A 24,445-nucleotide genomic window follows, 5' to 3' on the forward strand; every position below is an offset into this window, starting at 1 on the left:
TGCACATTCTCTAGCCAGAACGACGGCAATGTGCAACGCGCAATGTCGTGACATTAAGGCGCATTTGGGAAAAAAAGGATCGCCGGACCGCATCAATCCTGGGTCTTCCGAAAGCGATACCACTTTTCGGGATCATGCGCTAAGCGTCTCGGCATGAGAGATGTGAGCGAAAAGCAAGCTGCGGACGACAAGGTCGCGGTGGTCATCGTTGCCGCCGGCCGCGGCGCGCGCGCCGGACAGGCCAATGGGCCGAAGCAGTACCAGCAGATTGGCGGCGGCGCCGTTATCGCACGCACGCTCGACGCCTTTCTGACGCATCCAAAAATTGGAGCTGTCGTCGTTGCTATCCATGCCGACGACGGCGCGCTTTTTCGCCGTGCGGCCGGTGCGAACGCCGACCGTGTCGTCGCGGTCACCGGCGGTACGTCACGGCAGGAGTCCGTCCGCCTTGGACTGCTGGCGTTGAGAAGCCATGCGCCGGGCCGGGTCCTGATCCATGATGCGGCTCGGCCGTTTGTCGATGCGGAACTGATAGACCGTACGATCGCCGCCATTGAAGAGCGCCAGGGAGCGCTGCCTGCTTTGCCCGTTGCTGATACGCTGAAGCGCGAAACGGCCGAAGGCATGATCGGCGAAACAGTGTCCAGGGCCGGGCTCCATGCCGCACAGACACCGCAAGGCTTTCCGTTCTGGCCGATCCTGGCTGCGCACGAAAAGGCTCATCATCTGGGCAAGGCGGATTTCACCGACGATGCGGCAATCGCCGAATGGGCGCATATTCCGGTGAAGATCGTTCCCGGCTCGCCGGACAATGTCAAACTGACCTGGGCAAGGGATATTGCGATGGCGGATCAGCGGCTTTCCGGGGGGGCACGTTTTCCGGACATCCGAACCGGCAATGGCTATGACGTCCATGCGTTCGAGCCCGGCGACCATGTCACCCTGTGCGGCGTCGCCATTCCACACGACAGGAAGTTATCCGGCCATTCGGATGCCGATGTCGGTCTCCATGCCTTGACCGACGCCCTGCTGGCCACCTGCGGCGCCGGTGACATCGGCACGCATTTCCCGCCCTCCGACCCGCAGTGGAAAGGGGCCGCTTCACGCATCTTCGTCGAACACGCGGTGAAGCTGGTGCGCGAGGGCGGCGGGCGCATTGCCAACGCCGACATCACCCTGATCTGCGAGGCGCCGCGCGTCGGCCCACATCGCGAGGCAATGACCGAAGCGCTTTCGGCAATGCTGCGAATTTCGCGCAATCGCATCTCGATCAAGGCGACAACCAATGAGAAGCTCGGCTTCGTCGGCCGTGAGGAAGGCATAGCGGCCATCGCGACCGCCAGCGTTGTGTTTCCAGGGGATGTCCCCGAGTGAGCAATAGCGATCTCGCAGATGCCCTGCTTCAGGCCTGCCAGCAGCGCGGCATCATGCTGGCGACGGCGGAGAGCTGCACCGGCGGCATGATCATCGCCGCGCTGACCGACATCGCCGGCTCTTCCGCGGTGGTCGATCGCGGCTTCATCACCTATTCCAACCAGGCCAAGACCGAGATGCTCGGCGTCTCGGCCGCTACGCTCGAGGCGCACGGCGCAGTCTCGCGCGAGACTGCGGTGGAGATGGCGGCCGGAGCCTTGGCGCATTCGCCGGCCGGGCTCGCCCTGGCGGTGACTGGCATCGCCGGTCCGGACGGCGGCTCTGCGGAAAAACCTGTCGGCCTGGTCTGGTTCGGCGTTGCCGTGGCTGGCCGGCCGGTAGTCAGCGAATGCCAGCTGTTCGCCGACAAGGGCCGTGATTTCATCCGCCGGGAGACGGTGCGGCATGCGCTTGAACTGGGTCTACGCGCGCTCGCTGCGGATCAGGCTGCCGATGGCGCGCCGTAGGTGATTTCGGCCCGTTTCTCGAACGCCTCGGAGAACATGCGGAAGGCGCGGTCGAACATGGTTCCCATCAACGCACCCAAAATGCGGCTCTTGAACTCGTAGTCGATAAAGAAGCAGACGTTGCAACCGCCGCCGTCCGCCGGGTCGAAGCGCCAGACATTGCTCAGATATTTGAAAGGGCCGTCGATATATTTGACATCGATGGCGTTCTCGTCCGGCTTCAGCAGCACCTGCGTGGTAAAGGTCTCGCGGATCGCCTTGTAGCCGATGCTCATGTCGGCGATGAGCAAGGTGCATCCGTCGCGTTCCTTGCGCGAACGAACCGTCAGTGCCTCGCAAAGCGGCAGGAATTGCGGATAGGATTCGATATCGGCAACCAGAGCGAACATCTGCTCCGGCGTATGCGCAACGCGGCGATGGGCTTCGAATTGTGGCATGAAACCAGTGTGTTAGGCGGACTTCCTGAGAAACGCTTCGCGCGCCGCGCGTAGTCTGGCGAAATCGTCGCCGGCATGGTGCGACGAGCGCGTCAGCGGGCTTGACGCCACCAGCAGGAAGCCCTTGGTCTTGCCGATCGTCTCGAAGGACTTGAATTCCTCCGGCGTGACGAAGCGGATCACCGGATGGTGCTTCTTCGACGGCTGCAGATATTGGCCGATGGTCATGAAGTCGACATTGGCCGAACGCAAATCGTCCATCAGCTGCAGGATTTCGTTCCGCTCCTCGCCAAGGCCGACCATGATGCCGGACTTGGTGAAGATCGAGGGGTCGAGTTCCTTGACCCGCTGCAAGAGCCTGATCGAGTGGAAATAGCGCGCACCCGGCCGAACAGTCAGATAGTTAGACGGCACGGTCTCGAGATTATGGTTGAAAACGTCCGGCTTGGCCGCCACGACGATCTCCAGTGCACCGTCCTTGCGCAGGAAATCGGGCGTCAGGATTTCGATCGTCGTCGATGGGGTCGCTGCCCTGATCGCACGGATGACATCGGCAAAATGCTGGGCCCCGCCATCGGCGAGATCGTCGCGATCGACGGAGGTGATGACGACATGGCTCAACCCCATCTGCTTGACCGCATGCGCGACACGCGCCGGCTCGTCGGGATCGAGTGCGGTCGGGATGCCGGTGGCGACATTGCAAAAGGCGCAGGCCCGCGTGCAGATCTCGCCCATGACCATGAAGGTGGCGTGCTTCTTCTCCCAGCACTCGCCGATATTGGGGCAGCCCGCCTCTTCGCAAACCGTCACCAGTTTGTGAGATTTCACGATTTCGCGCGTCTCGGCATAGCCTTTCGACATCGGCGCCTTGACGCGGATCCAGTCAGGCTTGCGCAGTACGTCCTGATCCGGCTTGTGCGCCTTTTCGGGATGCCGCAGGCGCGGCGCATTGGCAATCGTGTCGAGGACGGTGACCATGTGAAACCCGGCTCATTGGCAAGCGCTTGTCCAGCGCTCGCTCTACCCACGTCATCTAGGACTTTTCGGCGAAAAGAAAAAGGCCGCGATCACGCATGCCGCGGTGGCCTTTTTCGCATAGCAAGTGCCGACAGAGGTTAGCGGCGCACCAGTCGTCCGACCGCAATCAGAATGCAGGCACCGATGAAGCCGGTGATCAGATAGGCTATCCAGCCGACGCCGAAGATGCCGATGTTCAGGGCCTGCAAGATGGCGTTCAACACGATTGCGCCGACAATGCCGAGAACGATGTTCATGAGGATGCCGGTATTGCTCTTCATGACCATCTCGGCGAGCCATCCCGCCAGGCCGCCGATGATGATGGCTGCAACCCAGCCCACGCCGTTCATTTCCATATGCCCTCTCCTTGTATGATGGATGATGCCTGCGAAACGAATTGCTCTGCCGTCGAGTTCCTTTGTGTCTTCCGTGTGAGACTCGCCCAACTAATTTATCATGCATTCAGTGCGCGGCCATAGGCGTCGAGTACACTCTCCTTCATCATCTCCGACAGCGTCGGGTGCGGGAAGATCGTGTGCATCAGCTCTTCCTCGGTGGTCTCCAGATTCATCGCCACGACGAAGCCCTGGATCAGTTCGGTTACTTCTGCGCCGACCATGTGGGCACCCAGCAACTGGCCGGTCTTCTTGTCGAAAATGGTCTTGACGAAGCCTTGGTCCTCGCCGAGCGCAATCGCCTTGCCGTTTGCCGCGAACTGAAAGCGGCCGACGCGGATGTCCTTTCCGTCGGCTTTCGCTTTGGCTTCCGTCAGTCCGACCGAGGCGACTTGCGGATTGCAATAGGTGCAGCCCGGGATCTTCAGCTTGTCGATGGCATGCACGCCGGGGAAATTGGCGATCTTTTCCACACAGACCACGCCCTCATGCTCGGCCTTGTGGGCGAGCATCGGCGGTCCGGCAACGTCGCCGATGGCGTAGACGCCCGGCACATTGGTCTTGCCGTAGCCGTCGACGACGACGCAACCGCGGTCCGTCTTCACGCCGAGCGTCTCGAGGCCGAGGTTCTCGATATTGCCTTGTACGCCGACGGCCGAGATCATGCGATCGGCGGTGATCTTCTCGACCTTGCCGTCCTTCATCTCGACATGCGCGGTGACCGAGTTAGTGCCCTTCTCGACCTTGGTCACCTTGGCTTCTAGGATGATCTTCATGCCCTGCTTCTCGAACTGCTTCTGCGCGAATTTCGAGACCTCGGCGTCCTCGACCGGCATCACAGCCGGCAGCAGTTCGACCACCGTCACCTCGGCGCCCATGGTGCGGTAGAATGAGGCGAACTCGATGCCGATGGCGCCCGAGCCCATCACCAGCAGCGATTTCGGCATCTCTTTCGGCACCATCGCCTCGAAATAGGTCCAGATCAACTTGCCGTCAGGCTCGATGCCGGGCAGGGCGCGCGGCCTGGCGCCGGTCGCCAGGATGATGTGCTTGGCGCTATAGGTGCCCTCGCCCTTGACGCCCTTGGGCGCCGGCGGCTGCGGCTCCATCGGCTTCTTCGACGATTTCGACACGACGATCTCGCCAGGTTTGGTCAGCTTGGCTTCGCCCCAGATGACGTCGACCTTGTTCTTCTTCATCAGGAAGCCGACGCCGCCGTTGAGCCGCAGCGAGACCTTTCGCGAGCGATCGACGACGGCGGCTGTGTCGACGCCGACCTTGCCATCGATCTTCAGGCCGTAGTCCTTCAGATGATCCGAATAGTGCATGATCTCGGCGGAGCGCAGCAGCGCTTTGGTCGGAATGCAGCCCCAGTTGAGGCAGATGCCGCCCAAGTGCTCGCGCTCGACGATCGCCGTCTTGAAGCCAAGCTGGGCCGAACGCACTGCAGTGACATAGCCGCCGGGGCCGGAGCCGATGATGATGACGTCGTAGTTCTCAGCCACGGCTTTCTCCTTCACAATTCCAACATGAGGCGCACGAGCGGCGCCAGCGCTTGCCCGACGTTCCGCGTGTTTTCGGCATCGAGATGGACGCCGTCGAGCGGCGTGGTTTTGGCCACCGTGCCGGCATCGAAGAAGCCACAGCCGGCCTCGTCGGCAAGGGCGGAATATTGCGGCGCCAGCCGCTTTGACGCGTCATCGCCGCCAGCGAACATTTCCTTGAACTCGGCGTTTTCCGTGCGGCTGACTACGGGCGGCGCGACGATCAGGATCTGCGGCGCCGGCCAATTGAACGGGTAATCGTGACCGCGCACGATATCGATCAGGCGTTGCATGCCTTGCTTTGCCGCGACAGGATTGCCGTGAATCCACGGCTTCATATCGTTGGCGCCGAGCATGACGACGATCAGATCGATCGGTGCGTGCGTCGTCAGGATTGTTGGCAACAGCCTTGCGCCATTGCGGTCCGCCCCGGCCAAGTGATCGTCGAAGGCGGTGGTTCGGCCATTCAGGCCTTCGGCAACGACCTCGACGCCGCTGCCCAATGCCGCCTGCAGCACGCTCGGCCAGCGATCTTCCAGCGGGTGCCGGCCGAGGCTTGCCGCGTCATAGCCCCAGGTCAGCGAATCGCCATAGCAGAGGACCGTTTTCATGCGTTTTCCCCCCTCCAACAAAGACCTATCCGCAATCGCTACCGCCCGAACAGCCAATGTACGATAATCGTTTACGAGCCGGATTGGATGGAGGCGAAAAGGCTGGTGTAGAATTTCCGCACCGCCCCGTTCCCTGCTTAGACCAGCATGCCCATCGGATTTTCGATCATGCGCTTGAAGGCGACGAGCAGCTCGGCGCCGAGCGCACCGTCGACTGCGCGGTGATCGGTCGACAGCGTCACCGACATGATTGTTGCGATCTTGATCTCGCCGTTCTTCACCACCGCGCGTTGCTCGCCGGCGCCGACCGCCAGGATCGTCGCATGCGGCGGGTTGATGACGGCAGAAAAATCCTTGACGCCGAACATGCCGAGATTGGACACCGCCGTGGTACCGCCCTGATATTCTTCCGGCTTCAGCTTGCGGCTGCGGGCGCGGCCGGCAAGATCCTTCATCTCGTTGGAGATGACGGACATCGTCTTTTCGTCGGCACGCCGGATGATGGGGGTGATGAGGCCGCCGGGGATCGACACGGCAACGCCGACATCGGCGTGCTTGTGCTTGATCATGGCGTTTTCTGTCCACGACGCATTGGCGTCCGGAACCGCCATCAGCGCCATGGCCAGAGCCTTGATGACCATGTCGTTGACCGACAGCTTGTAGGCCGGCGTTTCGCCCTTCTCGGTCTTCTTCACCGGGGCGGCCGCATTGATCTGTGTGCGCAGGGCCAGAAGTGCATCGAGTTCGCAGTCGAGCGTCAGATAGAAATGCGGAATGGTGGTCTTGGCCTCGACCAGCCGCCGCGCAATGGTCTTGCGCATATTGTCGTGCGGGATCAGCTCGTAGGAGCCTTCGGCAAACAGTTTGAGCACCTGCTCGTCCGGCATCGCCTTGGGTGCTGCGGTCGCAGGTGCCGCAGCGCCGGCGGGCGCCGCTTTTGCTGCTGGTGCCGCCTTGGCGCCGCCACTGGAAATCGCGGCATCGACGTCGGCCTTTACCACGCGGCCGTGAGGGCCGGAGCCGGTCAGCGCCGCGACATCTATACCAGCTTCGCTGGCAATGCGCCGGGCCAGCGGCGAGGCGAAGATGCGCTCACCGTTTGCATGGCCGTTGGCGGCCGGCGCCGCTTCCGCCTTAGCTGCAGGTGCGGCAGGCTCCTGCTTCGGCGCTTCGGGCTTTGGTGTTTCAGCTTTGGAGGCGTCCGCTTTCGGAGCCTCAGCCTTTGCCGGCGCAGCGCCGTCACCGCTTTTCGCGGCGGCCGCCGCATCCTCCCCCTCAGCCGCCAGCACCGCGATCAGCGCATTGACCTTGACGCCTTCAGTGCCCGCCGGAACCACCAGCTTGGCGACCGTGCCTTCGTCGACGGCTTCGACTTCCATCGTTGCCTTGTCGGTCTCGATCTCGGCAATCACGTCTCCCGGCGAGACCTTGTCGCCTTCCTTGACCAGCCACTTGGAAAGGTTGCCCTCTTCCATTGTGGGCGACAGCGCCGGCATGGTGATGTTGATAGGCATTTTGTCCTCCGCCCTGCTCAGCGATATGTGACGGCTTTGACCGCCTCGACGACCTCGCCGACATTGGGCAACGCCAGCTTTTCGAGGTTCGCTGCATAGGGCATCGGCACGTCCTTGCCGGCAATGGTGATGACCGGTGCGTCGAGGAAATCGAAGGCACGCTGCGAGACCTGATTGGCGATATGGTCGCCGACCGAGTTCTGCGGAAAGCCTTCCTCGACCACCACCAGGCGATTGGTCTTTTTGACCGAGGCGATGATCGTGTCGAAGTCGAGCGGGCGGATGGTGCGCAAGTCGATTATCTCGGCATCGATGCCCATGCCACGCAACTCCGCCTCGGCCTTAATCGCGTAGGTCATGCCGATGCCGAACGAGACGATGGTCACGTCCTTGCCGGATTTGTGAATGCGCGCCTTGCCGATCGGCAGCACGAAATCGTCCATCTTCGGCACGTCGAAGGAGTGGCCGTAAAGGATTTCGTTCTCGAGGAAGATGACCGGGTTCGGGTCGCGGATCGCCGCCTTGAGCAGACCCTTGGCGTCGGCGGCGGTATAAGGCATCACCACCTTCAAGCCGGGAATATGGCTGTACCAGGCGGCATAGCACTGCGAATGCTGCGCGGCGACGCGGGCAGCAGCGCCGTTCGGGCCGCGAAAGACGATCGGGGCGCCCATCTGGCCGCCGGACATATAGAGCGTCTTGGCGGCTGAATTGATGATCTGGTCGATCGCCTGCATGGCGAAGTTGAAGGTCATGAATTCGACGATCGGCTTCAGGCCGGCCATCGCCGCGCCAACACCAACGCCGGCAAAGCCGTGCTCGGTGATCGGCGTGTCGACCACGCGTCTCGGACCGAATTCCTGCAACAGGCCTTGCGTGATCTTGTAGGCGCCCTGGTACTCGGCGACTTCCTCGCCCATGACGAAGACGTCGCCGTCGCGGCGCATTTCCTCCGCCATTGCATCGCGCAAGGCTTCACGCACTGTGGTCGAGACCATTTCGGTGCCGGCCGGGATGTCGGGATCGGCGGCAATTTCCAGCTTGGGCGAGGCGGCAACAGGTGCTGCCGCTTCGTTCTTGGCCGGAGCAGCCGCGGGGGGCGGAGCAGCCGCGGGCGCTTCCGCTTGCGACTCAACAGCCTCCTCGCCGATACCTTCGCCTGCCTCGTCGATGTCTTCGCCATCGACGGCCAGCACGGCGATCAGCGTGTTGACTTTGACACCCTCGGTGCCGGCAGGAACCACGATCTTGGCAAGCGTGCCGTCGTCCACGGCTTCGACTTCCATCGTTGCCTTGTCGGTCTCAATCTCGGCAATGGCGTCACCCGCCGCGACCTTGTCGCCCTCTTTCTTCAACCATTTGGAAACATTACCCTCTTCCATGGTCGGCGAGAGGGCGGGCATGAGAATTTCGATCGGCATGTCCTTGCCCTCTCGTTAAAGTACGATGTCGGTCCAGAGCTCGGACGGATCCGGCTCCGCGTCGTTCTGGGCAAATTCCGCGGCGTCGGCGACGACGTCGCGGACTTCCTTGTCGATGGCCTTGAGTTCGTCCTCGCTTGCCCATTTCTTGTCGAGCAGCCGCGCCTTGACCTGCTCGATCGGGTCACGTTCGGAGCGCATTTTCTGCACTTCTTCCTTGGAGCGGTATTTTGCCGGATCCGACATCGAATGGCCGCGGTAACGATAGGTCTGCATTTCGAGAATGAGCGGCCCGTTGCCGGCGCGGCACCATTCGGCGGCGAGGTCGCCGGCGGCCTTAACGGCGCGCACATCCATGCCGTCGACCTGGATGCCTGGAATCTTGAAGGAGGCGCCGCGGTGCGAGAAATCCGTCTCGGCCGAAGAGCGCGAGACCGAGGTGCCCATGGCGTAGCGGTTGTTCTCGATGATGTAGATCACCGGAAGCTTCCACAGCGAGGCCATGTTGAAGCTTTCGTAGACCTGGCCCTGGTTCGCGGCGCCATCGCCGAAATAGGTCAGCGTCACATTGTTGTTGCCGCGATAGCGGTTGGCGAAGGCAATGCCGGTGCCGAGCGACACTTGCGCGCCGACGATGCCGTGGCCGCCGTAAAAATGCTTCTCCTTGGAGAACATGTGCATGGAGCCGCCCTTGCCTCTCGACAGGCCGCTACGGCGCCCGGTCAGTTCGGCCATGACGCCGCGCGGTGACAACTCCATGGCCAGCATATGACCATGGTCGCGATAGGCGGTGATCATCTGGTCGCCATCGATCAGCGCCATCTTCATGCCGGTAACGACCGCTTCCTGGCCGATGTAGAGGTGGCAGAAACCGCCGATGAAGCCCATGCCGTAAAGCTGGCCGGCCTTTTCCTCGAAGCGGCGGATGAGCAGCATGTGCCGGTAGGCGGCAAGCTCCTGGTCTTTGGTGAATTCAACAGGCTTCGGGGTGGAAAGGCCCGGCGTTTTACCGTCTGATTTGGATTTGGCAGGCGCTTTTCTGGTGGCGGTGGCCATGCATCACTCCCTGTTGGCGTCTCTTGGCGGACAGCGAGGGAGATCAGTTCTCCCACCGATTTGAGGCAGGCTAACATGCAGGGAAGGCTTTCGCCATGCCGAAAACGCATGGCTGTCATGCATCTAAGCAATTAAAATCATTGCAAATATCGCCGATTAACTGAAATCGGGTTATCTTGCGACCGGCAACATGATGGTGATCTCGTCGGCGTGAGACAGATTAAGCGCCTTGCGCGCTTGCTCGTCCAGCATGTCCTTCTCCAGCGTGCCCTCATGCATCAGCTGAACGCGGCGCTCGAGATCGATCCGACGTGCCTTGACGGTATCGAGCCTGCCCTGCAATTCGGCAGTCTCAGCTTCGAGCTGATACTTGGAATAGATGCCGAACTCGCCATGATAGGCATGGAAACCGAAATAAGTCAGGAACACCACGCAGAGCGAGGGGATGATCAGCCGGCCGGTGTTTCTTTGCTTGTGCTGGCGTGTCCACATGGTCCGAATCCTCTACGCCGCCTTTGTCGCCCGATTGTGCTTAATGGACGGTTACAGCCTGTTGGATTCAGAGCCAGGAAGCAAAAAAGGGCGGGAATGTCCCCGCCCTCGCCGCCACGGATTTTCTCTCGAAATCAGCTTTTCACGATCGACTTGCCGGCATATTGCGCCTGCTTGCCGAGCTCCTCCTCAATGCGGATGAGCTGGTTGTACTTGGCCATGCGATCCGAGCGCGACAGCGAGCCCGTCTTGATCTGCCCGCAATTGGTGGCAACGGCGAGGTCGGCGATGGTCGAATCCTCGGTCTCGCCCGAGCGGTGCGACATCACCGCGGTATAGCCGGCCTTGTGCGCGGTCTCGACGGCGTCGAGCGTTTCGGTAAGCGAGCCGATCTGGTTGACCTTGACCAGGATCGAATTGGCGACACCCATGCGGATGCCGTCGCGCAGCCGCGCCGTGTTGGTGACGAACAGATCGTCGCCAACCAGCTGCGTTTGCTTGCCGATGAGATCGGTCAGTATTTTCCAACCGTCCCAGTCATCCTCCGCCAGGCCGTCCTCAATGGTGATGATCGGGTAGTCGGCAGCAAGTTTGGCCAGATATCTGGCCTGTGCCTTCGGGTCGCGGGTTTTCCTCTCGCCTTCATAGACGTAGTTGCCATCCTTGAAGAATTCGGTCGCCGCGCAGTCGAGACCTAGCGCAACCTCCTCGCCAGGCTTGAAGCCAGCCTGCTCGATCGATTCCATGATAAAGTCGAGCGCGGCCGGCGCACTCTTCAGGTTGGGAGCAAAGCCGCCCTCGTCGCCGACGTTGGTGTTATGGCCGGCGTCCTTCAGCTTCTTTCGCAGCGTATGAAAGATCTCCGAGCCCCAGCGCACGCCGTCGCGCAGCGTCGGCGCGCCGATCGGCAGGATCATGAATTCCTGGAAATCGATCGGGTTGTCGGCATGCGCGCCGCCATTGATGATATTCATCATAGGCACCGGCAGCACATGGGCCTTGGTACCGCCGACATAACGGTAGAGCGGCAGGTCGGCCGCTTCGGCCGCGGCCTTGGCCACCGCCAGCGACACGCCGAGGATGGCATTGGCGCCGAGCCGGCTCTTGTTGGCCGTACCATCGAGCTCGATCATGGTCTGGTCGATATGGATCTGATTCTCTGCCTCCATGCCGCCGATCGCCTCGAACAGCTCGCCGTTCACCGCCTCGACCGCCGTGAGCACGCCCTTGCCGAGATAGCGGGGGCCGCCATCGCGCAGTTCGACCGCCTCATGCGCGCCGGTAGAGGCACCGGACGGCACCGCGGCGCGACCCATCGAGCCATCTTCGAGCACGACGTCGACCTCGACGGTCGGATTTCCGCGGCTGTCCAGGATTTCACGCCCGACAATGTCGATGATGGCCGTCATTGCGATGTCCCCGATTGATCGATTGAAGCGTCGCGCACCTCTTAGCCAAAGCGCCGCAAAACGCAATCGGGGCAGTTGCAAATATTGCCCCGCGCCCATTGCCGCTCTTGGGACTCACGAAGCACAAAACACTGTCATCATTTGTCATAGGCCGCATGCCGGTTTCTGGTTTATGGCTGTTGTCGCGCGGGGCGAAACAGGAGGAGTTTCGCCATGTCCCAGTTGAGCGGTATTGTGAGTTTGTTCCTGATCGCGGCTGCGTTCCTGACGTCGTGCGACAATCAGCAACCCCCGCAGGGATCGTCGCCTTTGCCGGCCCTGCAGATTGCGCAGTAGCAACCCGCCACATCGAAAGGCCCCCGATTTCCCGGGGGCCTTTTTTGATTCCAGGAGACTTAGTCAGTGCCAGTAAGGTCAATGCCAGTAAGGCTCGACCTTGTAGTAGTTGTATGAGGCGTCACGTGCGGCCTCGCCGTCGGCGCCGGTCAGCTCGTTGATCGAGTAAGAAGGAGCGGCCATCAGCTGGTCTTTGGTGAACGGCACGACATAGCCACCCTTGTTCTCGTCATAATCAAGGCTCGCCCACGGAATGGCGTGGTATTTCTCGCCAATGCCGAGAAATCCGCCAAAACCGATGACGGCAAACATGATTCCGTTCGACAATTTGTCGAGCATGACGTCCTCGATGTCGCCGATATGAGTGCCTTCCGTGTTGTAGACCGATGTGCCGATAACCCGCGAAGCGGCGATGGCTTCGGTGTGTCCCGTCTGGGTCGTCATGGTATTCTCCTCGTCGTCGTTGACATTAGATTTTGACAATGAGGGCCGCGGGCTAAGGTTCCAGGCGGGTTCGAAATTCTTCAAAGTTTTCCTGACGACGCTGCTGTGGCGCAACTGCTGGTTCAACCCACGCTCTTGGCGATGCGATCGAAGGCCATCAGTCGTTCAAGCAATGCGGGAAGATCCTTTAGCGGCACCATGTTGTGACCGTCGGAAGGCGCGTTGTCGGGGTCCTGGTGCGTCTCGATGAAGACGCCGGCGACGCCAACCGCGACGGCCGCGCGCGCCAGCGTCTCGACAAAGCGCCGGTCGCCTCCAGACGAACCGCCCTGCCCACCCGGCTGCTGCACGGAATGGGTGGCATCGAAAATCACCGGCGCACCGATCTCGGCCATGATCGGCAGCGCCCGCATGTCGGACACCAGGGTGTTGTAACCGAAGGATGCGCCGCGCTCGGTCACCAAGACATTGGCGTTGCCGGAGCCGATGATCTTGGCGACGACGTTTTTCATGTCCCACGGCGCGAGGAATTGGCCCTTCTTCACATTGACCACCTTGCCGGTTCTTGCCGCAGCAATCAGCAAATCGGTCTGGCGGCTGAGGAAGGCAGGAATCTGCAGGATATCGGCATGCGGAGCGACGATCGCGCATTGTTCCTCAGTGTGGACGTCAGTCAGGATCGGCAGCACAAAATTCTTGCGCAAGTCGTCGAAGATAGGCATTGCCGCTTCAAGCCCCGCGCCGCGCGTGCCGCCAAGCGAGGTGCGATTGGCCTTGTCGTAGCTGGTCTTGTAGACGAGCCCAATGCCGAGCCTTTCAGTCAATTCCTTTAGCGCACCGGCCATGTCGAAAGCGTGCTGCCGCGATTCCAGCTGACATGGACCGGCGATCAGCGATAAGGGCGCGCTGTTGCCGAAAATGACTTTGCCGACCGCAACGGAAGAGTTCGGCATCAGTGGATTGAGCTTGTTCATGCGATCTCCCGGAAAATGAAGGCGGCGCCCTGCCCTGGCGCCGGCGGCACGATGATATCACCGCCGCGCGTGTGGTGTTCGACGGAATTGGCTGCAAGCAGCTTGGCGACGGCGTCGGCGTGCCTAATCGAAAAGACGATCCCAGCAAAGCGGAGTTCAGATGGCGCGCCGGCAGGAATGCCGAAGCGTGCCGAATAGGCTGCAGGATCCAGAATGGTTACAACGGCATTCGGCAGCTCATAGACAGTGCCGCCCTGCGCCTCGATTCCGGCTGCGATCGAAATCAAGCGGCCTTGTTCGAAAGGTTCGCCAGTGACTGCTACGACTTCGACAATGCCGGTTGCGCCATTAGCGTGGACCTGCAACGCAGTGCGGTCGATGTTCGGCGCATTGATCCGCTCGCAGGCGAAGAGAAAAGCGTCCGTTGCCTTGCCTGTAGCCGCGAAGGCCAGTTTGAACGATGCGGTTTCGCTCGTTCCCGTCGCATCGGTGAAGGCGCGCGAAAAGCTTAGCGCGTCTCCCGCCGACAGACCGGCTTCCATGTAGCGCGCGTAGTCCGCGGCGGCGCTTTCGGTGCCCAGCGCCACGGCAGAAAATCCTTCATCGCCGTTTTCTTCGCGATAGGTGCGATCACGCGCGACAAAGACATTGCGGTTCGCGATCGCCTTTGCCACGGCCTGTCTGTCGGCGACCACGAGCGGCTCGAGATAGGTGCCGTCGGTGAGGAAGACACAGCAGTTTTCCGTTCCGAAAGGGTGGATACCTGTCGGGGCAACGGTAAAGCCAAGCAGGGTCAAGCGCGCCCGCGCAATATCGAGGCTCGCGGTCGGCAGCACCAAGTGATCGAGCGGATGAGGCCTTGCGGAGGTGTTCTCGGTCATGTCCGCGCGATGTGCCTCATTCCTGAAAATGGTTCAAGGGCTTGGCCGACGCCTCAGCGGCAAGACCACTATCAGCGGGTAGTGGACGGCGGCTCGTCACCTTGCAACGATGTCGGCCGAATAACGCAATTCGCGTAGCGGTTTGACCCGGCTGGTCGTCTCTGCATAGAGCGGATGCGCCTTGTAGGCGGCGAGCGCCGCTTCGTCCTCGAACTCGGCGTAGACGACCACATCGATCTCATCCGAGAGCGGGTCGACCTTGGTGTTGAGCGTTACCTCGAAATGACGCGAATGAGGTATCTTGCCAAGCTCAAGGAGGCCCGTGCGCACTGCCTCGACATCCGCTTTATGCCGTGCGCTGAAGAAAACGATATGCCGGATCAACCCAGCCTCCTCGACCGTTGGACCGGCGTTCTTTTGTGTCAGCGGCAGCGTGCCGTCAATCGGCAGGTTTGTCGCGTCTGCGAACCGTAGCAGCGAAGAGAAACTACACCATGCTGGTTACATAGTGCACGATGCGGGTCACCTCCCTGACCGTCCTGTCGAGGTAGCGGCCTTGGTTGTAAATGCCGTCCCAGATCAGGAAAAAGGTGACGGTCGTGATGACGATGACATAGCGCATGACTAAAACTAGCGCATATGGACGGCTGCAACCATAACGATTCCAACGCTGCTGGGGACCCTCCCCGGGAATCTTTAGCGGCCGTTTGATCTGCCCGGCCGTCAAAAAGTCCGATCGTGACGCAGGATGCGGCCATAACGGCCAATGGGAAATCATATCATGCGCAGACGGACGATCTCCCTCGTTGCAATTCTTGTCGCTGCAGGCGGCATCTGGCTCAACAACACCTCGCTGCTTTCGAGCCGGCCGGCCGGCACCCCTTCGGTGCTTGCGCATCGCGGCCTGGCTCAGGATTTCGACCGTACGAACCTCGGATCGGAAACATGCACGGCCGCTCGCATGCTGACGCCGCGCCATTCCCTCCTCGAGAACACGATACCGTCGATGGAAGCCGCCTTCGCGCTCGGTGCGGACGCGCTCGAACTTGATGTCCATCCTACCACGGACGGCAAGTTCGCCGTCTTCCACGATTGGACGCTGGATTGTCGCACCGACGGCAAGGGTCAAACGCGCAGCCATGCAATGTCCGAATTGAAGGCGCTCGATATTGGTTATGGCTACACTGCCGATGGCGGCAAGACCTTTCCGTTTCGCGGCAAGGGTGTCGGCATGATGCCGTCGCTGGATGAAGTCTTGCAGCGCTTCCCGAACCGACGCTTCAACATCAACGTCAAAAGCAACGATCCCAAGGAAGGCGAGATGCTGGCTGCCTGGCTCGCCACATTGACGCCGGCCGAGCGCGCCAATCTGACGGTCTATGGCGGCGACAGGCCTATGGACGCGGTCAAGGCAGCGTTGCCGGATACGCACACGCTGAGCCGCGCATCCCTGACGCGCTGCATTCTTCGCTACACTGCGCTCGGCTGGAGCGGCTACGTTCCTGATGCCTGCCGCCAGGGCACTTTGCTCATCCCCGTCAATATCGCAAAGTGGATGTGGGGCTGGCCGGACCGTTTTCTCGACCGTATGGACGGTGTCGGCAGCCATGTCTACCTGCTCGGTCCCTATTCCGGCGGCGGCTTTTCACAAGGCCTCGACGACCCAGCCTCGATCGACCAACTGCCGGACGATTATTCCGGTGGGATTTCGACGGACGCACTGGATCTGGTCATGCCTGCCATCAAGCGGCGTTTCGCACCACGTGGGTGACAAGGCCATCTGCTGGAAAAAGGTTTGCCATACCGGACAGTATCTTAGCGCTGAGACAGTTTCGAGTCGACGCTCAAATCCTCACCTAGAGAGTGATGCGGTACTTGGCAAACCCTGCTTCGCCCTCGCCCGCCGGCTCGATCTTCAGCGACGTCACTTGCGCAATGAAATCCTTTGCCCTGGCGCCGGTCTGGAATACGACGCTGGTTCCCGGTAGTGGCGCAAACGACCAGTTGGCGTCCGCCGACGGATTGATGGTGCCTTTGCTGACGATATAACGCACGATCACATCGCGGTTGGTGTCGGGCGCTTCGTAGATGATCTTCGAGGCATTGATCTGCGGGAAATTGCCTCCGCCGCCGGCTCGGTAGTTGTTGGTGGCGACGACGAATTTCCGCTTGGGATCAATTGGATTGCCGTTGAACATCAAGTCAATGATGCGGTTCGAGCCAGCATTCACCAGCCCGCCCTTCGAATCATATTTCGGTGGCTGCGACAGATCGATTTTGTAGGTGACGCCGTCGATCACGTCGAAATTATAGGATGGGAAGTCAGTGTTGATGAGCGCCTGGTCGGCTTTGCCCGGTTCGATCCGGTTGAAGATGCCGGCCGACATTTCCAGCCATTCCTTCACCTCCGCTCCGGTGATTTCGACGGCGCGCACCGTGTTTGGATAGAGGTAGAGGTCGGCGACGTTCTTGATGGCGATATCGCCCACCGGCACGTCGGTGTAGTAGTCGGCGCCGTTGCGCCCACCCGCCTTGAACGGTGCCGCTGCCGACAGCAGCGGCATATCCTTCCACTCGGTGTTCTTCAGGATGTCCTTCAAGTACCAGGTCTGCGCCTGACTGACGATCTGGACCGATGGATCGTCGGCGACCAGCGCAAAATAGGAATAGAGCGGCGCCGAGGTTTTGCCGACAGGCCGGCGCACATAGGCGAGCGTCGCCTCGTGATCCTGTTTGAGCGCGTCGACGATGCGCTGGTCGTCCGCGACGGTCGGCTTGTTCGTCTTGTCGACCCGCTCAAAGATCGGCCTGGCCTCAGAGGTCGCCGAGACGATTTTCCATGTCGATCCGTCGCGCTCCAGCAACAGATCGATCAGCCCCATATGCGAGCCCCAGAAGCCGGCCATAACGGCGGGCTTGCCTTGCAGCGTGCCTTTCGCCGGATCGACGGCTTCCAGCAACTGAAAGTCCTTCTTGCCAGGGAAGACGAGGTGCTGGTGGCCGGTGAACACCGCATCGATGCCTTCGACACCTGCCACGAAGACGGAGGCATTCTCCATCATGTCGCTTTGCTTCACGTCGATGCCGGAATGGGAGAGCGCAATGACGATGTCGGCGCCTTCTTCCTTCATTTGCGGCACCCACGCCTTGGCCGCCTCGACGATGTCGCGCGTCTTGACACTGCCTTCGAGATTTTTCAGGTCCCAGACCATGATCTGCGGCGGCACGAAGCCAATGATGCCGATCCTGATCGGTTGCTCGGCGCCCGATCCGTCTTTGATCTTCCTGTCGAGGATGACATACGGCTTGAGATAGAGCTTGTCGTCGCGCGGGTTCGCGGCGAGCTCGGTGCCGCGGATCAGGTTCGCGCAGACGAACGGGAAATTGGCGCCGGCCAGCACCTTGTCCATGAACGACAGGCCATAGTTGAACTCGTGGTTGCCGAGCGTCGAGCATTCGTAGCCGAGCAGGTTCATGCCCTTCATGACCGGATGCAGATCGCCATCCTTCATCCCTCTCTCGTAGGCGATGTAGTCGCCCATCGGGTTGCCTTGTAGAAGGTCGCCATTATCGACCAGCATCGCGTTGGTTGCTTCCTTTCGCACGGCTTCAATCAACGATGCCGTTCGCGACAGCCCCATCGTGTCGTTGGCTTTGTCGGCGTAGTATCGTAAGGCAGCACATTCACGTGGATGTCGGTCGTCTCCATAATTCTCAGATGCGCCTGATTGGCTTGAGCACGGGCGGAGAACGGGTGCAGCATGATCAGCGCTCCGCTGGCGGCAACGCCGGCGAGGAAATCGCGGCGTGAGACGAGGTGGCGCAGTTGGGACATTCGTTTTCTCTTTCTTCCACGACGTGACAAGTCCTGCCCTAAGCAAAGCTTCGCGCCGAAATCCAGCCGAGTCCAGAAGCCGATTCCATCAAGAGGAGGTGACGCGCCGATGAATGTCCGGCAGCGAACAATCAGCCCTTATCGTCGTCGCCCTGGGTGATCAACCGCGCGCTGCGCTGACCGGTGAAGTAGATCCATAGCCAGCTCAGGGAAACCGCAAGCCGGTTACGAAAGCCGATCAGGAAGTAGATATGCGCCAAGCCCCACAGCCACCAGGCAAGCCGGCCGGTGAGCTTGATCCAGCCGAAATCGATGGCCGCGGCGCGCTTGCCGATCGTCGCCAGATCGCCGTCATGCCTGTAGCTGAAAGGACGCGGTGTCGCGTCACCGGCAAGCCTTGCCTTGATCGTCGCGGCGACGTGCCGCCCCTGCTGCTTGGCGGCCGGCGCGACGCCCGGCACCAGCCGGCCATCCGGCCGCAGGACGTGCGCTGCGTCACCGATGACGAAAATCTCCGGGTTTCCCGGCACACTCAGGTCGGGCTCGACAAGCACCCTGCCCGCGCGGTCCGCTGCCGCGCCGAGCCATTCGGCGGCCGGCGAAGCGGCGACGCCCGCCGCCCACAGGATTGTCCTGGCCGGCAAGTGTGTGTCGCCGAAGACGACACCCTCGGCATCGCAGCGCGTAACCGCCCGGCCGAGTTCGACGGTCACGCCGAGCCTTTCGAGCGCCTTCGTTGCATAACCGGAGAGTTCGGGAGCGAAATTGGAGAGGATGCGGTCGCCGGCCTCAATCAGCACCACACGCGTCTGCCGCGTGTCGATGTTGCGGAACTCACCGCGCAGCGTGTCGTGCGCCAGCTCAGCAATGGTGCCGGCCAGTTCCACGCCGGTCGGCCCGCCGCCGACGATCGCCAGCGTCAGCAATGCCTGACGCTTGGCGGGATCGGTTTCCCGTTCGGCCCGCTCGAAAGCCAAAAGAATACGCCGTCGAATGGTGGTGGCGTCCTCCAGCGTCTTCAGGCCCGGGGCGAACGGTTCCCACTCGTCATGGCCGAAATAGGCGTGCCGCGCGCCGGTCGCCAGCACAAGCGTGTCGTAAGCGACCGTGCCACCGTCCTGCAGCAGCACGCGCTTGCCGGTGCGGTCGATGCCGGTAACGGTGGCGAGCAGCGTCGTCACATCATCGCGCTTGCGCAGGAGATGGCGGATCGGCCAGGCCACTTCGGAGGTGGCCAGCGCCGTCGTCGCCACCTGGTAGAGTAGTGGCTGAAAGAGGTGATGATTACGCCTGTCGATCATGGTGATGCGCGCCGGCGCGCCGGCAAGTGCGCGGGTGAATTCGAGACCGCCGAATCCGGCGCCCACGACGACGTGATGGTTGGTTGTGTTCATCTCACTCATCCCTCTCGCCAAGGCTGATGTAAGTGTCCTTGTGCAGTGCAGCAATGCCTGCGCTGCAACTAACTGGGAGTCGTCTCTTGATGTCGTGAATACGCATGCTGCAGACTCGTTCCCAGATATAGCCTGCGTCCACGATACGACTTGGTTGGAACTGTATATTGCAGGTGAAGCATGGCTAGGGATGAAGACGAAGGCTCAGCGCAGTACGCCTCGCCGCCTTGTTTTATGCACGAGCTCGACCCGGAGTTCCAACCGTCGCTATCCGACTGGACCGACGTAAGGCGCTGGCGCAAGGCCGAGCGCGAGCGATTGATCGCATCCCGCCTTGCCGTTTCAGCCAACACGCGCGCAGCCATGTCGCAGCGCATTGCCGAAGGGCTCGACGCGATGATTGGTGACATCGCCGGCCGCGTGGTCAGCCTCTATTGGCCGTTTCGCGGCGAGCCGGACCTGCGCCCGTGGATGGAAACCGTCAACGCGCGGGGCGGGCGCACGGCGTTGCCCGTCGTCGTCGAGAAAGACCGGCCGCTTGTCTTTCGCGCCTATACCCACGGAGACCGGCTGGAGAAGGGCGTCTGGAATATCCCGATACCGGCTGACGGCTATCCGGTGTTACCCGACATCGTCATTTCGCCGATTGTCGGCATCGATCCTGAGCAGTTTCGCCTGGGTTATGGCGGCGGCTTCTTCGATCGTACGCTTGCCGCGATGCCCTTCAAACCGCTGGTCATCGGCGTCGGCTACGAACTGCAGCGCATCGTCACCATCTACCCGCAGCCACACGACATTCCGATGGACCGTGTGGTGACCGAGGCAGTCAACACCTAGGCGAGTTCGGGCCTAGGCGAGTTCAGGTTTCATTCCCACGGCCGTGCGATCGATGATTTCGCGCAAGGCAAAAGACGAATTGATCTTCGTCACATGCGGCATTGCCGACAGCCACTCCTTGTGGATACGTTCGTAGTCGACGAGATCCTTTGCCGCTATGCGCAGGATGTAGTCATATTCGCCCGACATCAAATGGCAGGATAGGACGTTCGGGCAGCGCTTTATCGCTGCCTCGAAATCCGACAACGTCTTCTCGAATTGCCCGGACAGCGATATATGCACGATCGCCGTCATCTGGTGCCCAAGTGCAGCGTTGGACAGCCGGGCGTGATAGCCGCGGATGGTTCCGGATTTCTCCAGATTGTCCAGCCGCCGCGAACAGGCCGACTGCGATAGGCCGACCTTCTCGGCGAGCGCTGCATTGGGTATCCGTCCATCCTTCTGCAACGTCTCAAGAATGGCGATATCAATCCTGTCGAGCGGCATTTTTGCGAGTTCCTGCGACAATTCCAATGTTTTGCGCAACGATTATCGAAGAGTCGCCTCTCAGGCAAGCGCATTCGCAAACACTTATCGAGCGATTCGTGGTTCACTATCTCTAGACAGGGAACGAGCCCCAAAGGGCCGGATCAGGAGAAAAAAGATGCGCGTCGGCTGCCCCCGGGAAATCAAGAATCACGAATACCGCGTCGGCCTGACACCGGGCTCGGTCCGCGAATATGTCGCGCATGGCCATGAAGTGCTGGTCGAGACCGGCGCCGGTGCAGGCATCGGCGCCGATGACAACGCGTATCGCGCTGCCGGCGCCACGATCGCCAAGACGGCAGCCGACGTGTTTGCCAAGTCCGACATGATCGTGAAGGTCAAGGAGCCGCAGGCCAACGAATGGGTTCAGCTCCGCGATGGCCAGATCCTCTATACCTATCTACATCTTGCCCCGGATCCGGAGCAAACCAAGGGCCTGTTGGCCTCCGGCGTGACCGCGATAGCTTACGAGACGGTCACCGACGAGCGCGGCGGCCTCCCGCTCTTGGCGCCGATGTCGGAAGTTGCCGGCCGCCTGTCGATCCAGGCGGGCGCCACGGCGCTGCAAAAGGCCAATGGCGGCCGCGGCGTGCTACTTGGCGGCGTGCCCGGCGTGCTCCCCGGCAAGGTCACCGTGCTCGGCGGCGGCGTTGTCGGCCTGCATGCCGCACGGATGGCGGCCGGCCTCGGCGCCGACGTCACTATTATCGACCGCTCGATCCCGCGCCTGCGTCAGCTCGACGACATCTTTGGCGGCCGCGTTCACACCCGCTACTCGACCGTCGAGGCGCTGGAGGAAGAATGTTTTTCGGCTGACATAGTCGTCGGCGCCGTGCTGATCCCGGGGGCAGCAGCGCCCAAGCTGGTGACGCGCGAAATGCTGTCGGGCATGAAGAAAGGTGCCGTGCTGGTCGACGTCGCCATCGACCAGGGCGGCTGTTTCGAGACCTCGCACGCCACCACCCATGCCGAGCCGACCTATGAAGTCGACGGCATCATCCATTATTGCGTCGCCAACATGCCGGGTGCGGTGCCGGTCACCTCGGCCCACGCGCTCAACAATGCGACGCTGCACTATGGCCTGCAGCTCGCCGACAAGGGCCTCAAGGCGCTGGTAGACGACCACCATCTGCGCAACGGACTGAACGTCCACAAGGGCAAGATAACGAATCGCGCGGTGGCCGAAGCGCTCGGTTACGAACTGGTCGAGCCGAAGGCCGTTCTCGCGGCCTGATTTCCAACCGTTTGTTCCTGATGAGTCGCCGATGCTGTCGGCGGCTGCTTGTTCACAGGCAATTTTCTCGGTCTACAGCCGGTCTTGCCCGCATCTGGTGCCCGTTTGATGCAATGTGCTCTTTCTGTGGCTTTTTTGTTACAGCCGCCACAATGAGCCGATGCTACGTAGATGCCGGGTTCACCAGGGGCATGGTAATGATCAGCAGAAAATTCACGAAATCTCTTCTTCTCGGCGCAGTTTCTGTTCTGGCGCTTGGGTCGGTCTCTCATGCCGCCGACGTGGTCGAACCGGTCGTGGAGACGGCGGGCTTCAACTGGAGTGGCATCTACGTCGGCTTTGGCGTTGGCGCCGGGGCGAACGTCCACGAGTTGAGCAGCGACTTCATTCCTGGGGTGTCGTTCAACGGTATTGGTGGCGAAGGCCTGTACGGTGAACTCACCGTTGGGTATGACTATATGGTGGCGCCGCGGTTCCTGATCGGCGGACTTCTGGACGCTCATGCCGGCAACATCGAAACCTCCCTCGACGTTGCTGGATTCGACGCATCGGTCAAAGAGACCTATGGTTTCGACGCTGGCTTGCGGGCAGGCTACCTCTTCACGCCAAACACTTTGGGCTATGTCCTTGGTGGCTATTCATGGCAGAAATACAAATTTGACACGAGCGCAGGTTTTGACTTCGACTGGGACCAGAGCGGCTACTTCGTCGGAGCCGGCGTCGAGACGGCCATCAACAGCAACTGGACCATCAAAACCGAATATCGTTTTACGCAATTCAGCACCAACGATGATGTCCTTTCCGAGTTCGGTGTACCGGATGGCGCAATCAACCTCGATACATCGCGTCACACGTTCCAGGTAGCAGCCAATTATCGTTTTGGCGCCCAGAATGGCGGTGTCTCTTCCTTTGAGGCACCTACCTACAACTGGACCGGCTTCTATATCGGCGGTGCGGGCGGCGCGGGTGCGTCGGTGCATCAGATCAATGTTCCGCCGCTTGGCGACCTGGAGTTCAACGGTATCGGCGGCGAAGGCGTGTTTGGCGAATTGAACGCCGGCTACGATCATGACTTCGGCAGCTGGGTTGCCGGCGTTATGGTTGATGCTCGCTACTCCGGCATGACCTCGGAGCTGGAAGTGCCCGGCGGGTCCATTAATCTGGACACCGACTATGGTTTCGATGTGCTGGGCCGGGTCGGTTTGAAGGTCAACGAATCAACCCTCGCCTATGTGCTTGGCGGTTACAGCTGGCAGCATTTCGATCTGAACGCATCTTCACCCATCGGCGACATCATCGATTGGGGCTCGAGCGGCTTCTCGGTCGGTGGTGGTTTGGAAGCGGCCGTGACCAACAACGTAACTGTCGGTCTCGAATATCGTTATTCGCAGTTTGCCGAGAAGGATATTCTGGAGGAGTTTGGAGGGCCGAGCGATGTCCTCACCACCACTCCTTCTTTCCACACCGTCCGTATCGGTGCGAAGTATAAGTTCAACTAAGGCCCTCCAGGCAAATCGTTCAGGCCCGCCGGCTAATCCCGGCGGGTTTTTTGTTTTGCGAACAATGCAGGCACAAAAAAGCGGAGCCAAAGCCCCGCTTCCTCGGTTATCGAGATTTCCACCGGTTCATCCGCGGTCGGCAAATCGATCGACAGTCTCTTTTACCGCTGGTATGCGACGGGAGTACGACAGCCCAAGCCGGTGTAACTGTCCGGTTACGCGCGGTCGATCCGGCACTGATAGCAATTGTTGCGCGCCGAGCGGATGTGGACGTAAGCGATGTCGTCGCGTTCGAACAACGTCTCTGCCCGTGCGGCAATGGCGTCGGTCGGAGTGACGCCGCCGCTGCCGTAAACGATGCGGTCGTCCTTGCCATAACCGCGCACAATGTAATCGCTGCTTTCGAGCATTTCGGGAAGCATTTTCCCCTCGGCGGCGCGTTCGCATTCTTTCGCATGCAGAAAGATCGGCCCCGTTTCGGCATAAGGCTGCAGCTCCGGAAAAGGTCGATAGGCCAAAACAAGATAGGCCTCTCCCAAAGCAATATTTTTCAAGCAATGACGGCAAGGCACGCCGTCGCCATCCGAAATTTGCCGCTCTGGCTTCAAGCCATAAGCATCCGGCCCGCCGCGCTGAAGTGCCCGGACAGCATTGGTTGGCAAGGCTTTGAATTTTAGCGTCATGACAAAATCTCCGGTGTCGTCGACCGG

25 protein-coding genes and 1 pseudogene are annotated in these 24,445 nt (G+C 60.9%); 7 read left to right on the forward strand and 19 right to left on the reverse strand.

Annotation, left to right across the window (positions count from 1 at the left end; translation table 11 throughout):
• Positions 1 to 153 precede the first annotated feature (153 nt).
• Both NKJ84_RS17030 and NKJ84_RS17035 read left to right on the forward strand, forming a co-directional pair.
• Positions 154 to 1,374 carry a bifunctional 2-C-methyl-D-erythritol 4-phosphate cytidylyltransferase/2-C-methyl-D-erythritol 2,4-cyclodiphosphate synthase gene (locus tag NKJ84_RS17030; RefSeq protein WP_352507411.1) on the forward strand — a complete coding sequence of 407 codons (1,221 nt, stop codon included), beginning with the start codon at positions 154 to 156 and terminating at the stop codon, positions 1,372 to 1,374.
• A complete protein-coding gene (locus NKJ84_RS17035; RefSeq protein WP_352507412.1) occupies positions 1,371 to 1,880 on the forward strand; it encodes a CinA family protein in 510 nt (169 codons plus the stop codon). The genes NKJ84_RS17030 and NKJ84_RS17035 overlap by 4 nt, the downstream gene beginning before the upstream one ends.
• Here NKJ84_RS17035 and NKJ84_RS17040 read toward each other — a convergent pair.
• The 10 genes from NKJ84_RS17040 to eno form a co-directional block, all read right to left on the reverse strand.
• The gene (locus tag NKJ84_RS17040) at positions 1,856 to 2,317 is read right to left on the reverse strand and encodes a type II toxin-antitoxin system RatA family toxin (RefSeq protein WP_352507413.1); all 462 of its coding nucleotides are present in this window, start codon (positions 2,315 to 2,317) and stop codon (positions 1,856 to 1,858) included. The two genes, NKJ84_RS17035 and NKJ84_RS17040, sit on opposite strands and share 25 nt — an antisense overlap.
• A gap of 12 nt (positions 2,318 to 2,329) precedes the next feature.
• Complete coding sequence (gene lipA, locus NKJ84_RS17045) at positions 2,330 to 3,295, reverse strand: lipoyl synthase (protein ID WP_352507414.1); 966 nt, start codon at positions 3,293 to 3,295, stop codon at positions 2,330 to 2,332.
• Between the two features lie 137 nt (positions 3,296 to 3,432).
• Positions 3,433 to 3,690 (reverse strand): GlsB/YeaQ/YmgE family stress response membrane protein, encoded by a 258-nt coding sequence (locus NKJ84_RS17050; protein WP_023675081.1) that lies wholly within the window; start codon positions 3,688 to 3,690, stop codon positions 3,433 to 3,435.
• A 98-nt stretch (positions 3,691 to 3,788) separates the two neighbouring features.
• Positions 3,789 to 5,234 carry a dihydrolipoyl dehydrogenase gene (lpdA, locus tag NKJ84_RS17055; RefSeq protein ID WP_352507415.1) on the reverse strand — a complete coding sequence of 482 codons (1,446 nt, stop codon included), beginning with the start codon at positions 5,232 to 5,234 and terminating at the stop codon, positions 3,789 to 3,791.
• Positions 5,235 to 5,245: 11 nt separating this feature from the next.
• Entirely contained in the window at positions 5,246 to 5,884 is a 639-nt protein-coding gene (locus NKJ84_RS17060; RefSeq protein WP_352507416.1) for an SGNH/GDSL hydrolase family protein, read from the reverse strand.
• A 137-nt stretch (positions 5,885 to 6,021) separates the two neighbouring features.
• A complete protein-coding gene (locus NKJ84_RS17065) occupies positions 6,022 to 7,398 on the reverse strand; it encodes a pyruvate dehydrogenase complex dihydrolipoamide acetyltransferase (protein ID WP_352507417.1) in 1,377 nt (458 codons plus the stop codon).
• A gap of 17 nt (positions 7,399 to 7,415) precedes the next feature.
• On the reverse strand, positions 7,416 to 8,819 hold the full coding sequence (locus NKJ84_RS17070) for a pyruvate dehydrogenase complex E1 component subunit beta (RefSeq protein WP_352507418.1): 1,404 nt from the start codon (positions 8,817 to 8,819) through the stop codon (positions 7,416 to 7,418).
• 15 nt (positions 8,820 to 8,834) lie between these two features.
• Positions 8,835 to 9,875: a pyruvate dehydrogenase (acetyl-transferring) E1 component subunit alpha gene (gene pdhA / locus NKJ84_RS17075; protein WP_352507419.1), complete on the reverse strand. Its 1,041-nt coding sequence runs from the start codon at positions 9,873 to 9,875 to the stop codon at positions 8,835 to 8,837.
• A 171-nt stretch (positions 9,876 to 10,046) separates the two neighbouring features.
• A complete protein-coding gene (locus tag NKJ84_RS17080) occupies positions 10,047 to 10,367 on the reverse strand; it encodes an FtsB family cell division protein (RefSeq protein WP_352507420.1) in 321 nt (106 codons plus the stop codon).
• A gap of 134 nt (positions 10,368 to 10,501) precedes the next feature.
• A complete protein-coding gene (eno, locus tag NKJ84_RS17085) occupies positions 10,502 to 11,776 on the reverse strand; it encodes a phosphopyruvate hydratase (RefSeq protein WP_352507421.1) in 1,275 nt (424 codons plus the stop codon).
• A 213-nt stretch (positions 11,777 to 11,989) separates the two neighbouring features.
• On the opposite strand from eno, the gene NKJ84_RS17090 reads away from it, so the two are divergent.
• The gene (locus NKJ84_RS17090; protein ID WP_084642452.1) at positions 11,990 to 12,112 is read left to right on the forward strand and encodes a hypothetical protein; all 123 of its coding nucleotides are present in this window, start codon (positions 11,990 to 11,992) and stop codon (positions 12,110 to 12,112) included.
• 78 nt (positions 12,113 to 12,190) lie between these two features.
• Here the strand turns inward: NKJ84_RS17090 and NKJ84_RS17095 are convergent, their stop codons facing one another.
• The 5 genes from NKJ84_RS17095 to NKJ84_RS17115 all read right to left on the reverse strand — a co-directional run bounded on the left by NKJ84_RS17095 (position 12,191) and on the right by NKJ84_RS17115 (position 15,033).
• Positions 12,191 to 12,556 carry a PRC-barrel domain-containing protein gene (locus tag NKJ84_RS17095; RefSeq protein WP_023675091.1) on the reverse strand — a complete coding sequence of 122 codons (366 nt, stop codon included), beginning with the start codon at positions 12,554 to 12,556 and terminating at the stop codon, positions 12,191 to 12,193.
• Between the two features lie 122 nt (positions 12,557 to 12,678).
• Entirely contained in the window at positions 12,679 to 13,530 is an 852-nt protein-coding gene (gene kdsA / locus NKJ84_RS17100; RefSeq protein ID WP_352507422.1) for a 3-deoxy-8-phosphooctulonate synthase, read from the reverse strand.
• A complete protein-coding gene (locus tag NKJ84_RS17105; protein ID WP_352507423.1) occupies positions 13,527 to 14,411 on the reverse strand; it encodes a VOC family protein in 885 nt (294 codons plus the stop codon). The genes kdsA and NKJ84_RS17105 overlap by 4 nt, the downstream gene beginning before the upstream one ends.
• A gap of 96 nt (positions 14,412 to 14,507) precedes the next feature.
• Positions 14,508 to 14,795: a Dabb family protein gene (locus NKJ84_RS17110; protein ID WP_352507424.1), complete on the reverse strand. Its 288-nt coding sequence runs from the start codon at positions 14,793 to 14,795 to the stop codon at positions 14,508 to 14,510.
• Positions 14,796 to 14,898: 103 nt separating this feature from the next.
• The gene (locus NKJ84_RS17115) at positions 14,899 to 15,033 is read right to left on the reverse strand and encodes a hypothetical protein (RefSeq protein ID WP_292655342.1); all 135 of its coding nucleotides are present in this window, start codon (positions 15,031 to 15,033) and stop codon (positions 14,899 to 14,901) included.
• Positions 15,034 to 15,192: 159 nt separating this feature from the next.
• Here NKJ84_RS17115 and NKJ84_RS17120 point away from each other — a divergent pair, with 159 nt between their 5' ends.
• Positions 15,193 to 16,182, forward strand: a complete 990-nt coding sequence (locus NKJ84_RS17120) for a glycerophosphodiester phosphodiesterase family protein (protein ID WP_352507425.1) — start codon at positions 15,193 to 15,195, stop codon at positions 16,180 to 16,182.
• A gap of 85 nt (positions 16,183 to 16,267) precedes the next feature.
• Here NKJ84_RS17120 and NKJ84_RS17125 read toward each other — a convergent pair.
• Both NKJ84_RS17125 and NKJ84_RS17130 read right to left on the reverse strand, forming a co-directional pair.
• Positions 16,268 to 18,246, reverse strand: a pseudogene (locus NKJ84_RS17125) (bifunctional 2',3'-cyclic-nucleotide 2'-phosphodiesterase/3'-nucleotidase).
• 131 nt (positions 18,247 to 18,377) lie between these two features.
• The gene (locus NKJ84_RS17130) at positions 18,378 to 19,640 is read right to left on the reverse strand and encodes an NAD(P)/FAD-dependent oxidoreductase (RefSeq protein ID WP_352507426.1); all 1,263 of its coding nucleotides are present in this window, start codon (positions 19,638 to 19,640) and stop codon (positions 18,378 to 18,380) included.
• Positions 19,641 to 19,820: 180 nt separating this feature from the next.
• On the opposite strand from NKJ84_RS17130, the gene NKJ84_RS17135 reads away from it, so the two are divergent.
• Positions 19,821 to 20,477 carry a 5-formyltetrahydrofolate cyclo-ligase gene (locus NKJ84_RS17135; RefSeq protein ID WP_352507427.1) on the forward strand — a complete coding sequence of 219 codons (657 nt, stop codon included), beginning with the start codon at positions 19,821 to 19,823 and terminating at the stop codon, positions 20,475 to 20,477.
• 12 nt (positions 20,478 to 20,489) lie between these two features.
• On the opposite strand, the gene NKJ84_RS17140 is transcribed toward NKJ84_RS17135, so the two are convergent.
• On the reverse strand, positions 20,490 to 20,963 hold the full coding sequence (locus NKJ84_RS17140) for an Lrp/AsnC family transcriptional regulator (protein ID WP_352507428.1): 474 nt from the start codon (positions 20,961 to 20,963) through the stop codon (positions 20,490 to 20,492).
• 157 nt (positions 20,964 to 21,120) lie between these two features.
• Here NKJ84_RS17140 and ald point away from each other — a divergent pair, with 157 nt between their 5' ends.
• Both ald and NKJ84_RS17150 read left to right on the forward strand, forming a co-directional pair.
• The gene (gene ald / locus NKJ84_RS17145; protein ID WP_352507429.1) at positions 21,121 to 22,236 is read left to right on the forward strand and encodes an alanine dehydrogenase; all 1,116 of its coding nucleotides are present in this window, start codon (positions 21,121 to 21,123) and stop codon (positions 22,234 to 22,236) included.
• A 197-nt stretch (positions 22,237 to 22,433) separates the two neighbouring features.
• Positions 22,434 to 23,735 carry an outer membrane protein gene (locus NKJ84_RS17150; protein WP_352478814.1) on the forward strand — a complete coding sequence of 434 codons (1,302 nt, stop codon included), beginning with the start codon at positions 22,434 to 22,436 and terminating at the stop codon, positions 23,733 to 23,735.
• Positions 23,736 to 23,950: 215 nt separating this feature from the next.
• On the opposite strand, the gene NKJ84_RS17155 is transcribed toward NKJ84_RS17150, so the two are convergent.
• The gene (locus tag NKJ84_RS17155) at positions 23,951 to 24,418 is read right to left on the reverse strand and encodes a DUF1203 domain-containing protein (RefSeq protein WP_352507430.1); all 468 of its coding nucleotides are present in this window, start codon (positions 24,416 to 24,418) and stop codon (positions 23,951 to 23,953) included.
• Positions 24,419 to 24,445 lie beyond the last annotated feature (27 nt).

It is taken from the genome of Mesorhizobium sp. M0048, assembly GCF_040323405.1.
Classification (GTDB): Bacteria; Pseudomonadota; Alphaproteobacteria; order Rhizobiales; family Rhizobiaceae; genus Mesorhizobium.